This is a genomic window from Brevundimonas sp. C43 (assembly GCF_030732185.1).
Classification (GTDB): domain Bacteria; phylum Pseudomonadota; class Alphaproteobacteria; order Caulobacterales; family Caulobacteraceae; genus Brevundimonas; species Brevundimonas diminuta_C.
In genome coordinates this window covers 695,859-707,732 of record NZ_CP132231.1, presented here as the reverse complement: position 1 = coordinate 707,732, position 11,874 = coordinate 695,859, and the positions used below count along the sequence as shown (strand labels likewise).

Here is an 11,874-nt window from a genome sequence, read left to right as displayed (position 1 = left end):
CATGACCATATTGATCGCGATTACGGGGGGCTCCGGCTCCGGCAAGAGCACCCTGGCGGAGGCGCTGGTCTCGGCCCTGCCCGAAGGGTCGGCAGTGCTGGTGCGCGAGGACAGCTATTACAAGGACGCGGCCTCCCTGCCCGGCTTCGACGCCGCGACCTTCGACTTCGACGATGTGACGGCGCGCGATCACGACCTGATGATCGCGGATTTGAAAGCATTGAAGGCCGGGCGCGCGGTGACGGCGCCAGTCTATTCCTTCATCCACCACGGCCGCGAGCCGGGCGGCGAGCCGATCCCGGCGGCCGAGGTGGTGATCGTCGAGGGCACGCACGTTCTGTGCACCCCCGACCTGACCGCCCTGTTCGACATCCGGGTCTTCGTGGACACCCCCGCCGACATCCGCTTCATCCGCCGCCTGCTGCGCGACCAGGCCGAGCGGGGCCGGTCGGCGGATTCGGTCGTGGCGCAGTATCTGGCCACCGTGCGGCCGGGCCACGAGCGTTTGACCGAACCGTCGCGCACCCACGCCGACTTCATTGTCGCCGATGCGACGGCGGCGGTGCGTCTGGAAGATCCCCAGGCCGTCGTGCGCCTGGCCGCGCCGGTGCTGGCCCATCCGCTGCTGCAAGCGCTGCTGGACGATTAGGACCACAGGTCTCTGATGCGGTCTGGCCTATCTGTACGCCGCGTGATCGTAAGGATGAAACTGTGCCCTAGCAGCCCCCTCAACCGTCATCACGCCAGCCCACTTCTCCTGTGTGGAGTGAGGACCGCTTAGATCAGTCCCGCAAGCGGCGACGACGGGTCGGCATACATCCGCTTGGCCATCCGCCCGGCCAGATAGGCGTCGCGGCCGGCGATGACGGCGTGCTTCATGGCGCGGGCCATGCGGATCGGGTCCTTGGCCCCGGCGATGGCGGTGTTCATCAGGACGGCGTCGCAGCCCAGCTCCATCGCGCGGGTCGCGTCCGAAGCCGTGCCGACGCCCGCATCGACCAGCACCGGCACCTTGGCCTGCTCGACGATGAGGCGAACATTGACCTCGTTCTGGATGCCGAGCCCTGAGCCGATCGGGGCGGCGGCGGGCATGATGGCGGCGGCGCCGGCGTCTTCCAGCCGCTTGGCCATCACCACGTCGTCGGTGCAATAGACCATGACGTCGAAGCCGTCCTTGATCAGCAGATCCAGCGCCCGCAGCGTCTCGATCATGTCGGGATAGAGGTGGGCGGTGTTGGACAGCACCTCCAGCTTGACCAGGCTCCACCCTCCCGCCTCGCGCGCCAGCCGCAGGGTGCGCACCGCATCCTCGCCGGTGAAACAGCCGGCGGTGTTGGGCAGGAAGGTGAAGCGATCCGGCTTCACATAATCGACCAGCATCGGCTGGGTCGGGTCGGACAGGTTCACACGCCGCACCGCCACGGTGACGATCTCGGCTCCGGCCGCCTCGGCGGCGGCGGCGTTCTGGGCGTAGTCGGCGTATTTGCCGGTGCCCACGATCAGGCGCGAGTTGAAGGTGCGGCCGGCGACGGACCAGGTTTCGTTGGCTGTATCGGTCATGGATGCTGACCTAGGCCTCTCCGGCGCGCGGGGGAACCCGTCGTAGCCCGATTTGATCTAATCAACCGCCGCCGACGAACTGGACCAGTTCGATGCGGTCGCCTGCGGCGACGGGCGTGGCGGCGTGCAGGGACTTGGGCACGATCTCGAGGTTGCGTTCGACGGCGACCTTGCGCGGGTCCAGCGACAGTTCCTCGACCAGGGCCAGGATGTTGGCGGCCTGGACCTGGCGCGGCTCGCCGTTGAGATGGATCTGGTGCACGCGCGTTCTCCCTGGGCCTCCGCGCGTCAGATAGACGGTGACAGGCCGCTTCGCCAGACTGTGCGCTCAGCCCGCCTCGAACAGGAAGGCGCCGATCGCGACGGCCAGGGCCGCGAAGGTCGCCACCACGGTTCTCAGGATCAGTTTGCCGTCCTGGCGCATCCTCGGCGCTCCCTCAGGCTGTCCCGACCAGGGACGATGGCGGCCGGCGCTGCGAAATCCACGCCATCGTACGTAACGTCGGGTAAGGTTCGACGCCGCGAGCGTTTGACCCACGCCCTGCGTCCGCTAAAAGGCCCCTCTTGCGCCGCGCTGCGCCGGATCGATTCTGGAACCATGGCCGAAACGCCCGTCATTCATGTGCTGAACGGCCCCAATCTGAACCTGCTCGGGGTTCGCGAGCCGGATATCTATGGCCGCGACACCCTGGCGGACATCGAGCAGCGATGCGTCAGGGCGGCCGGCGAGGCGCAAATCGTGTTTCGCCAGACCAACCACGAAGGCGTGCTGGTCGACTGGATCCAGGAGGCGCGCGAAGGCGCTCACGCCCTTATCCTCAATCCGGCGGCCTACGGGCATACGTCGGTGGCGCTGCACGATGCGTTGAAGACGCTGTCGATCCCGGTGATCGAGTTGCACCTGTCCAATCCGGCGGCGCGCGAGGCGTTTCGCCATCACTCCTATGTGTCCTCCGCGGCGACCGGCGTCATCGCCGGCTTTGGCGCGGCGGGCTATGAACTGGCCGTCCAGGCGGCCCTCACCCAGGTTCGGGAACGCGGCTGAGCCCCGTCCCGTTTATCAAAGACCACGAAAGACAAGGCGCAACTCCAATGGCCGATGACAAGAAACACGCCGAAATCGACGCCGACCTGGTTCGCCAGCTGGCCGAAATCCTGAACGAGACCGATCTGACGGAAGTCGAGGTCGAGCGCGGCGAACTGCGCATCCGCGTGGCGCGCGAAGTCACCGTCAACGCCGCCCCGGTCCAGTACGCCGCCGCCCCCGCTCCGGTCGCCGCTGCGCCCGCCGCCGCTGCTGCGCCGGCCGCCATGCCGTCGGATCCCGCCACGATCGTCGCCCGCGCGGGCGAAGAGGTGAAGTCGCCGATGGTCGGCACAGCCTATCTGCAGGCCTCGCCGGAGGCCCCGGCCTTCGTCCAGCCCGGCGACAAGGTCAAGAAGGGCCAGACCCTGCTGATCGTCGAAGCCATGAAGACGATGAACCCGATCCAGGCGCCGCGCGACGGCGTGGTGGCCGAAATCCTGGTCGGCGACGCCCAGCCGGTCGAGTTCGGCGAACCCCTCGTCCTGCTGGAAGCCTAAGGCGCCGCGATGTTCACCAAGGTTCTGATCGCCAACCGCGGCGAGATCGCGCTGCGCATCCACCGAGCGTGCAAGGAGATGGGCATCTCCACCGTCGCCGTGCATTCCGAAGCCGACCGCGGTGCCATGTGGGTGCGGCTGGCCGACGAGAGCGTCTGCATCGGCCCGGCCTCGGCCGCCAAGTCGTATCTGAACATCCCCTCGATCATCGCGGCGGCGGAAATCACCGGCGCCCAGGCCATCCACCCCGGCTACGGCTTCCTGTCCGAAAACGCCCGCTTCGCCGAGATCGTCGAGGCCCACGGCATGAGCTTCATCGGTCCCAAGCCCGAACATATCCGGGTCATGGGCGACAAGATCAGCGCCAAACAGACGGTCAAGGACGCCGGCATCCCCGTCGTTCCCGGCTCGGATGGCGAGGTCGAGACTGTCGAGGCCGCGATCGAGGCGTCCAAGTCCATCGGCTTCCCCCTGATCGTCAAGGCGGCGGCGGGCGGCGGCGGACGCGGCATGAAGGTCGCCCTGACGCCTGACGATCTGGTCGAGGCGGTCCAGACCGCCCAGTCGGAAGCTCTGGCCGCCTTCGGCAACGGCGCCGTCTATATGGAGCGCTACCTCCAGAAGCCGCGCCACATCGAGATCCAGGTCATCGCCGACAGCCACGGGAATGTCGTGCATCTGGGCGAACGCGACTGCTCGTTGCAACGCCGTCACCAGAAGGTGCTGGAAGAGGCACCCTCGCCCGCCCTGTCGGCCGAGGGTCGCAAGAAGATCGGCGAGACGGTCAACAAGGCCATCGCCGCCATCGGCTATCTGGGCGTCGGCACCATCGAGTTCCTGTGGGAGGACGGCGAGTTCTTCTTCATCGAGATGAACACCCGCCTGCAGGTTGAACACCCGGTCACCGAAATGATCACCGGCGTCGACCTGGTGCGTGAACAGGTGCGTATCGCCGCCGGTCTGCCGCTGTCCTTCACCCAGGACGACATCCACTTTGAGGGCCATGCCATCGAGGTGCGGATCAACGCCGAGAACCCGGAGACCTTCACCCCGTCGCCGGGCAAGATCACCGACTTCCACGCGCCGGGTGGCCTGGGCGTGCGGCTGGATAGCGCGATCTACGCCGGCTATTCGATCCCGCCCTATTACGACAGCCTGATCGGCAAGCTGATTGTCCACGGCCGCGACCGCGAAGAGGCCATTGCGCGCCTGAAGCGTTCGCTGAACGAGGTCGTCATCGGCGGCGTCGACACGACCATCCCCCTGTTCCAGAAGCTGCTGGCCGAGCCGGACATCCTGTCTGGCGATTATGACATCCACTGGCTGGAGAAATGGGCGGCCCGTCAGAAGGGCCACGCCTGACCGACCCCGATTTCAGCGCCAGCGGGCCTTTCGGCGGTTTCGGCCCCGAGGACCTGCTGGCCTGCTACGCCCGGGGCGTGTTTCCGATGGCCGAGGCGCGTGACGATCCGCGCGTCTTCATCATCGAGCCGGAACAGCGCGGCGTCATCCCGCTGGACGCCTTCCACATCCCCAGCCGCCTGCGTCGCACCGTGCGGGGCGAACCGTTCGAGGTGCGGGTCGACACCGCCTTCGAAGCGGTGCTGGACGGCTGTGCGGCGGCGCAAGGGCCCGATCGCGAAGACACCTGGATCAACGGCCCGATCCGGCGGCTGTACGCCGCCCTGTTCGCCATGGGCTTCGTTCATTCCATCGAATGCTGGCGCGATGAGCGACTCGTCGGCGGGCTTTACGGCGTGTCGCTGGGCGGGGCCTTCTTCGGCGAGAGCATGTTCAGCCGCGAGCGGGACGCCTCCAAGGTCGCTCTGGTGCATCTGGTGGCGCGCCTGCGAAAGGGCGGCTGGACCCTGTTGGACGCCCAGTTCCTGACCGACCATCTCAGCCAGTTCGGTGCGGTCGAAACGCCTCAGGCGGTCTATCTGCAACGGCTTCAGCCCGCGCTGTCGGTCAGGCCGGACCAAGAGGCGTTGCGCGCGCCCCTGACCGGCGCAGAAGCCGTCTCCTTGGCCAGCGCCTAGTCTGTCCGGACACGATTTGAGACCTGTCCCGACAGGTTTGGATTGGCGTCTTCGCCCGGCCTGACGGTCAATGGTGGCATGACCCAGACCCCGCCCAAAGCCCCGCCCCGTCCGTCCCTTCTTCGCGAGGTGCGCGAGATCGCCCTGACGCTGATCTTCGCCATCATCCTGGCGCTCGCGATCCGCATCGTGCTGTTCCAACCCTTCACCATCCCCTCGTCGTCGATGGAGCCGGGGCTGGTGACCGGCGATTATATCGTCGTGTCGAAATATCCCTATGGCTGGAGCACGGCGTCTCTGCCGTTCAATCCGGCGATGTCGCCGGGACGGCTGTTCGGGCGCGAACCGAGACGCGGCGACGTGGTGGTGTTCCGCCTGCCGCGCGACCCCAGCGAGGCCTGGATCAAGCGGGTCGTCGGCCTGCCGGGCGATACGGTTCAGGTGCGGGGCGGCGTCGTCTTCGTCAATGGCGATCCGGTCCGCCAGACCCGGCTGGATGTCGTCGCCGATCACGATGCGCCGCAGCGACGGGTCCAGCAGGTGCGCGAGACCCTGGCCGATGGACGATCCTACGTCACCTACGACGGTGGGCCGGACCTGCCGGGCGACGACACGCCTGTGCGCCGCGTGCCGGTGGGCTGCTATCTGATGATGGGCGACAATCGCGACAACTCGCTGGACAGCCGCTGGCCGCCCGAGATCGGCGTCGGCCTGCTGCCGGCCGAAAACATCATCGGCCGGGCCGAGGTGGTGCTGGCCTCATGGAAGCCGGGCGCCGGCCTGTTCAAGCCCTGGACTTGGCTGAACCTTCAGTGGGACCGGTTCATGGTCCGCATCCGCTAGCGTGCGCGGTATTCGTCGAAGCTGACGACGCCGTCGTGATTGCGGTCCAGCCGGTCGAACTCGGCGCGGGTGGGCGACGACTGGGCCAGGGAGGGCGCGGCGACGGCGCCCAGCGCCAGGCCCGCGACAGCGGCGGCCAGCAGGGGTCGCCAGCTCAGGCGGGGTTGAGGACGCGCGGATGACGTCGCGTTCAACTCGGCGTCTATGAAGCGGCGAATGGCGTCGCTGGCTGTCCGGCCCTCGTCACGGCACCGGGCCATGAAGGCGGTCTTGGTCGCGTGGGGCAGTCGAATTTCGACCGTTTCGGTCTTCTTGGGCGGCTTGTTGCGATCCATGGCGCGCCTCCTCGCGGCGTCAGAGCTCAGTTCTTACAGCCGACGACCCAGGCGTCGTAGTAGGGGTTCTGGATGCCGCTGACGGCGGGCGACGAGGCGAACATCCAGCCGCGGAAGATCTGGCGGCCTTCCTGCCGGCCGCGCGCCTGAAGCGAGACGTCCATATAGGCGATGGCGTCTTCGGTCAGTTCGTCGGGCGTCGTCACCTCGCACGCGCGGGCCGCGAAGATCAGATTCTGGTTGAAGCGCACGGGGCGACCGCCGACCTCGACCTCGAACTTCATCGTCTCGGCGGTGACCTTGTCGATGGCCTGGATGATCGCGAACTTGCGACGTTGGCGGCGCGCAGGCGTGGCGGGCTGGTCGATGGCCTTGGTCGCGACGGGCTTCTCGGCCGCGACCTCCGCCTCGGCCTTTTCCTCGACGGCGGCGTCCTCGGCGATGACGACGTTGGGCGGCGGGGCCACGGCGACCGGAGAACGCGGAGCCGGTGCGCCCGCAGGCGGCGTCTCGGTCGGGACCGAGGGCTGGGCCGGGGTGGTGCGCAGAATGTCGCCGATCGGATCCTGGACTGGACGTGCATCGCGCGGCGCGTCCTGAAGCACGCTGGCGGTCACCGCGCCCGCGCTCAGCACGGCCGCGACGGACGCCGCGCCCACCAGGATGCGGCGGATTTTCACTCGGGCGTCCAGGCCTGATAGTCGCCAGTCGCGGCCGGGCGCTTGGCGTCGCCGGCCAGCGAGCCGGGCGGACGCCAGGCCAGGGGCGTGCCGGTCAGATTGGGCAGATGCTCCTTCTCCCAGGCGCGACGCGGCAGTGGCTGCTCGGTCGGCGGCTGGTCGAAGGTGTAGTGCAGCCAGCCGTGCCAGTCGGGCGTCACCTTGGACGCCTCGGCATAGCCGTCATAGATGACCCAGCGACGCTTGCGGCCGTCGTAGCTGACGTTATCGCGGCTCTCGTAGTAGCGATTGCCGTTCTCGTCCTGGCCGACGAAGCGACCGCGCTTGGCGATGGTGAACCGGGTGCCGATCGTGGCGCCCTCCCACCAGCCGAAAATCTTGCTCAACACGTCGTGGAATCCAACCGTAAGGGGTCGCCGGAAAGGGAGGCGGCGTCTGGTGCGGATCATAGAAACCCGCGCCCTCTTCGTCCAGCGTTCAAGCGCCTCGTCATGAATCGATATCTTGTGGGCAAACCCGCCCTGCGACACCAGATGTATTGGCTGAGGCGCGAGCGCATCCTAGGCTTGCCCGAACCTTTCGGAGAGACGCCGCCATGCGCTTTCAATCCGGCTTCGCCGCTCGGGCCGAACGAGTCGCGATGGAGACCCGCGCCATCGAGCGCCTATCCGGCGTGCAACAGGTCCTGGCCCCCGCCGGCTGGTCCGACGTCCGGATCGAGGCCTGGCTGGACTGGGTCGAGGCCGAGGGGTTTGCAACGCCCCTGTCGGGCGACTGGCTGAACGGCGGCGTCGACGCCTGGGCCGAACGGCTGGCCGCCACGGGCGTGGCCGAGGGGGTGTTCGACCGGGCCGAGGCCGCTGCGTTCGTCGAAGAGCTGTCAGGCGCCTTCAGGCTGGGCCTGGTGACGCCGGCGGCGTCTGGCCCGGCGGCCGTCGGCGTCATCGATCTGAACGATCCCGGCGCGGCGGCGCGGCTGAAGGCGCACGCCGGGCGGCGCGCGGCCGCGCGCCTGGGGGCCCAGGCGGCCGACGCCCTGGCCGAGGCGCTGGCGGGCGTGGCCGATGCGGTGGATCGCTGCGAAGGCCCGCGCGGCGACTGCGGCGACCCTTCGCGCAATCCGGCCCTGGGCCGGGCGGCGGCCTTGGCGCGGCGGTGCGGCGCCAGCGATGCCGATATCCTGAGAGCCGTCGACGGCGAACGGCCCACAATGGCCCTGGAACCGGTGGTCGAAGGCGCGCCTCTGGTCGCCCTGGCGGACCGGACCCAGATCGCGGCGGGCGCGCCCGAAGCCTTACTGGCGGCCGAGGCGGCGCTGGACGGCAGTTTGATCGTCGCCTTCGACCCGCGCGATGCGGAGACCGCGACGGCGCACACCGCGCGGGCCTTGATCGACCTAGGCGCCGTCCTGGCGCTCGACGGACACATGGCGACCAATCTGACGGATCTGACCCGCCTGCTGACGGTGGCGCTGGACCTACAGTCCACGCGGCCCGGTCCCATCGCGCTAGGATTGGACGGCCTTTTGGAGGCTCTCGTGGCGCACGGCGACCGGACAGATCAAGCGAAGGCGTTCGCCGAAGTAGTCGCGGCGACCGCGGCGAAGACCTCGGCCGAACTGGCGAGCCTGCGCGGCCCCTGCCCCGACTGGGAAGACCCGGAGACGCCGCGTCGCCATTCGGCCATCGGCCTGTTCGTCGAGGATGCGGAGGCGCGGCTGCGACTGGGCCTGGGTCGCGTCGCGGCGGTCGACGTGTTCCAGACGGCGGACGGCGAGATCGGTCGCCGGCTGCACCCCGCGCTTGCCTCGGCCATCTCCGCAGCGGGCGGCGATGTGGAGGCGGCGGAGCGGTGGACCTTCGGTCGTCGTACACTTGTCGAGGCGCCAGGCATCGACCACACAGCCCTGCGCGCCCTGGGCTTCACGGACATCGAACTGGCGGCCATCGAGACCGCCCTGGGCTGGGCCGAGGATTTCGACACGGTCTTCGCCGCCCCCGTCCTGGATCCCGGCTTCATCCGCGACGTCCTGGGTGTGGAAGACGGCGATGGTCTGCTGCTGACCCTGCTGGGCGTGTCGGAAGAGGCGGAGACAGCGGCGACGCGCTGGGTCTTCGGTCATGGCGATCTGCGCGACTGGCCCGAGGCGCCGGCGTCCGTCGCCGCCCTGCTGGCCGATCCGGCGGCGGCGGCGGCCGAGCTGCGGCGCGCCGTCGAGCCGTTCAGCGACATGCCGGACCTCGCGATCGAACCGATAGACTGGCGCACGACCTCCACCCAGGCCGCACGCCTGTTGAGCCAAGGTGCGCTGGACGGCCGCCGCGCCCTTCGCCTGTCGCGCGCCGCGCCGCCCGTCGGCCCGCTGCTGTCCCTGCCAAACATCGACGCCGCCCGCCCCGAGCCGGCCCGCGAAGCCCCTCGCCCGGCTCCGACGGAACGGGTCGTCGAACGCGTGGTCGAGCGCGAACGCGCGCGCCGCAAACTGCCCGACCGGCGCAAGGGCTATATCCAGAAGGCCGCCGTCGGGGGCCACAAGGTCTATATCCACACCGGCGAATACGAAGACGGCGAACTGGGTGAGATCTTCATCGACATGCACAAGGAAGGCGCCGCCTTCCGCAGCCTGATGAACAACTTCGCCATCGCCATCTCGATCGGCCTGCAATACGGCGTGCCGCTGGACGAGTTCGTGGACGCCTTCGTCTTCACCCGGTTCGAGCCGGCCGGCCGCGTCACCGGCAACGATTCCATCAAGTCGGCGACCTCGATCCTGGACTACATCTTCCGCGAACTGGGCGTCTCCTATCTGGACCGCGTCGAGCTGGCCAATGCCGGGACCGACGACCTGAACGCGGATGGACTGGGGGACGGCAAACCCGACGCCAACGCGGCCGTGCCCGCCGCCCGCTTCATCTCAAAAGGGTTCGCGCGCGGTTCCGCGCCCGACAACCTGGTCGTCCTGCCCTTCGGCAAGAAGGGCGAGCCGGAAGCCCGCGCCGCCGCCAACAGCGAGGCCGTCGCCTGCCCCGCCTGCGGCGATTTCAGCCTGCAGCAACGCGGCGCCGCCTGGGTCTGCGACACCTGCGGGGCGGCCTCGGCGCTTCAGGGCGGCGATCAGGGCTAGGTTAAGGGTTATGGCCTAGGGTTTGCTGACAGACGATCGAACGTCGGAGCCCGGTCCATGAAACGCACACTTTCCCTCGGCCTGATCGCCGCCCTGCTGGCCGTCGCCGCGCCTGCGCTGGCCCAGAACGCGGGCCAGATCGCCAGCGTGCGGCGCGGCGCCTCCTGCGCCGGTTGCAATCTTTTTCAGGGTGACTTTTCGGGGCTGGAGGCGCGGGGGCTGAACCTGGCCGGCTCACGCCTGCGTCAGGCGGACCTCAGCCTCAGCGTCATGAACCGCACGCGCTTCTCAAACACCGACATGCGCGACGTCGAGGCCTATGGCGGCGTCTTCTCCGGCTCCAACTTCTCGCGCGCCAACCTGACCAACGCCAGCTTCGTCGGCGCCTATCTGGAGGGGGCCAGCTTCGCCGGCGCGACCCTGTCGGGGACCAATCTGTCGGGCGCCCAGCTGGCGCGGGCCACAGGCCTGACCCAGGCCCAACTGAACCGGGCCTGCGGCGACGGCTCCACCGTCCTGCCTCGGGGCTTGCGCATTCCGGCATGCTGAGCGGCGCCGACCTTGCCTCGATTTCATGAAGTTACCTCGATTTAAGTAGGTGTCGCCCGGCTTTCGAGGCATTCAGAGTGCGTGAAACAGATCGCTGAACATATCCGGGTCCGCCCCACATTGGCCCTGCTGACGCTGGGACTGGCGCTCGCCGCCTCCCCCGCCTTCGCCGGGGTCGAGATGTCGATGCAGGACCGCGATGTGGCCCGTTCGGTGTCGCTGGGCGGATCGTGCAACCGCTGCGAACTGTCCGGCCGCAATCTGTCGGGCGCCACCTTCACCGGCGCCAGCTTCATGAACGCCACCTTGGTCGGCGCCAATCTACGCGGCGCCGAGATGATGGGCTCGAACTTCACCGGCAGTGATTTCAGCCGCGCCAACATGGGCGGCGTCGAGATCGTCGGCGCCAACTTCACTCTGGCCAACTTCACCGGGGCGCAGATCAATGGGGCCGAGGCGCAAGGGTCGTCCTTCGTTCGCGCCAACCTGACCCGCGCCAACCTATCCGGCAGCGAGATGCACGGGGTTAACTTCACCGGCGCCACCCTGTCTGGAGCCAACTTCTCCAACTCGGAACTGTTCGGCGCCACCCTGGCCAATGTCCGGGCGTCCGGCGCCAACTTTTCCAATGCCGAAGTCACGGCCTCGAACCTTTCGGGCGGCGATTTCTCCAGCGCGGACTTTTCGAACGCCAGCCTGGATGGGGCGCGGTTGACCGGCGGCAGCTTCTCGCGCGCCGACTTTTCCAACGCCTCGCTGCGTCGCACGGACATTCGCGGCGCCGACCTGTCGGGCGCGCGCGGCCTGACCCAAGACCAGATCAGCGAAGCCTGCGGCGACGGCTCGACCCGCCTGCCCGGCCGCCTGACGCCTCAAGCCTGCCGCAGCAGCTCGATCCGCGTGATCCGTACTCCGCCCACGCCGCCGGTCCCGCCCCGCGTGCGCAACTTCGTCAACGCGCAGAACTAGCGCGCCCAGGCGCTCCTCGCTTCAGGGCGGGACCACTCACAAAACTCGTCAGCGATCCCGAAGCCGGAGCGGCCCCAAGCCCAACCGGACCGCAGCAAGACGCGGCCCAATGCCGTCTTGGCGGCTGCCGTGGCTCATTCAGTCTGCCGATCACCTAGACAGCAAAACGGCCCCCGGATTGCTCCGGGGGC

The 11,874-nt window shown here is 68.5% G+C and carries 14 protein-coding genes; 9 read left to right on the top strand and 5 right to left on the bottom strand.

The features are described 5' to 3' along the window. Position 1 precedes the first annotated feature (1 nt). Positions 2-649 (top strand): uridine kinase, encoded by a 648-nt coding sequence (udk, locus tag Q9R14_RS03510; protein WP_039247924.1) that lies wholly within the window; start codon positions 2-4, stop codon positions 647-649. Positions 650-777: 128 nt separating this feature from the next. Here the strand turns inward: udk and Q9R14_RS03505 are convergent, their stop codons facing one another. Next, positions 778-1,560, bottom strand: a complete 783-nt coding sequence (locus Q9R14_RS03505; protein ID WP_039247919.1) for a HisA/HisF-related TIM barrel protein — start codon at positions 1,558-1,560, stop codon at positions 778-780. 61 nt (positions 1,561-1,621) lie between these two features. Continuing rightward, positions 1,622-1,822 (bottom strand): sulfur carrier protein ThiS, encoded by a 201-nt coding sequence (gene thiS, locus Q9R14_RS03500; RefSeq protein WP_295172788.1) that lies wholly within the window; start codon positions 1,820-1,822, stop codon positions 1,622-1,624. 336 nt (positions 1,823-2,158) lie between these two features. Between thiS and aroQ the strand changes: the two genes are divergently transcribed. From aroQ to lepB, 5 genes are all read left to right on the top strand, one after another. Beyond that, complete coding sequence (aroQ, locus tag Q9R14_RS03495; protein ID WP_112861799.1) at positions 2,159-2,605, top strand: type II 3-dehydroquinate dehydratase; 447 nt, start codon at positions 2,159-2,161, stop codon at positions 2,603-2,605. 47 nt (positions 2,606-2,652) lie between these two features. Continuing rightward, on the top strand, positions 2,653-3,144 hold the full coding sequence (gene accB, locus Q9R14_RS03490) for an acetyl-CoA carboxylase biotin carboxyl carrier protein (RefSeq protein ID WP_306003513.1): 492 nt from the start codon (positions 2,653-2,655) through the stop codon (positions 3,142-3,144). Between the two features lie 9 nt (positions 3,145-3,153). Beyond that, positions 3,154-4,506 (top strand): acetyl-CoA carboxylase biotin carboxylase subunit, encoded by a 1,353-nt coding sequence (accC, locus tag Q9R14_RS03485; RefSeq protein WP_306003512.1) that lies wholly within the window; start codon positions 3,154-3,156, stop codon positions 4,504-4,506. Next, positions 4,476-5,183: a leucyl/phenylalanyl-tRNA--protein transferase gene (gene aat / locus Q9R14_RS03480; RefSeq protein WP_371929754.1), complete on the top strand. Its 708-nt coding sequence runs from the start codon at positions 4,476-4,478 to the stop codon at positions 5,181-5,183. Before accC ends, aat begins: the two co-directional genes overlap by 31 nt. A gap of 78 nt (positions 5,184-5,261) precedes the next feature. Beyond that, the gene (gene lepB / locus Q9R14_RS03475) at positions 5,262-6,026 is read left to right on the top strand and encodes a signal peptidase I (RefSeq protein WP_306003511.1); all 765 of its coding nucleotides are present in this window, start codon (positions 5,262-5,264) and stop codon (positions 6,024-6,026) included. On the opposite strand, the gene Q9R14_RS03470 is transcribed toward lepB, so the two are convergent. Genes Q9R14_RS03470 through Q9R14_RS03460 form a run of 3 tightly spaced genes read right to left on the bottom strand, consistent with a single transcriptional unit; the run spans position 6,023 to position 7,430 of the window. Beyond that, the gene (locus Q9R14_RS03470) at positions 6,023-6,361 is read right to left on the bottom strand and encodes an EF-hand domain-containing protein (protein WP_306003510.1); all 339 of its coding nucleotides are present in this window, start codon (positions 6,359-6,361) and stop codon (positions 6,023-6,025) included. The genes lepB and Q9R14_RS03470 overlap by 4 nt on opposite strands. A gap of 26 nt (positions 6,362-6,387) precedes the next feature. Then, positions 6,388-7,041 carry a DUF2155 domain-containing protein gene (locus tag Q9R14_RS03465; RefSeq protein ID WP_306003509.1) on the bottom strand — a complete coding sequence of 218 codons (654 nt, stop codon included), beginning with the start codon at positions 7,039-7,041 and terminating at the stop codon, positions 6,388-6,390. Further along, on the bottom strand, positions 7,038-7,430 hold the full coding sequence (locus Q9R14_RS03460) for an NADH:ubiquinone oxidoreductase subunit NDUFA12 (RefSeq protein WP_039247905.1): 393 nt from the start codon (positions 7,428-7,430) through the stop codon (positions 7,038-7,040). Before Q9R14_RS03460 ends, Q9R14_RS03465 begins: the two co-directional genes overlap by 4 nt. A 206-nt stretch (positions 7,431-7,636) precedes the next feature. Between Q9R14_RS03460 and Q9R14_RS03455 the strand changes: the two genes are divergently transcribed. The 3 genes from Q9R14_RS03455 (at position 7,637) to Q9R14_RS03445 (ending at position 11,683) form a co-directional block, all read left to right on the top strand. Next, positions 7,637-10,165 (top strand): TSCPD domain-containing protein, encoded by a 2,529-nt coding sequence (locus Q9R14_RS03455; protein WP_306003508.1) that lies wholly within the window; start codon positions 7,637-7,639, stop codon positions 10,163-10,165. A 57-nt stretch (positions 10,166-10,222) separates the two neighbouring features. Beyond that, complete coding sequence (locus Q9R14_RS03450; RefSeq protein ID WP_017506525.1) at positions 10,223-10,714, top strand: pentapeptide repeat-containing protein; 492 nt, start codon at positions 10,223-10,225, stop codon at positions 10,712-10,714. Between the two features lie 81 nt (positions 10,715-10,795). Continuing rightward, positions 10,796-11,683, top strand: coding sequence for a pentapeptide repeat-containing protein (locus Q9R14_RS03445; RefSeq protein ID WP_039247899.1), 888 nt, complete (start codon positions 10,796-10,798; stop codon positions 11,681-11,683). Positions 11,684-11,874 lie beyond the last annotated feature (191 nt).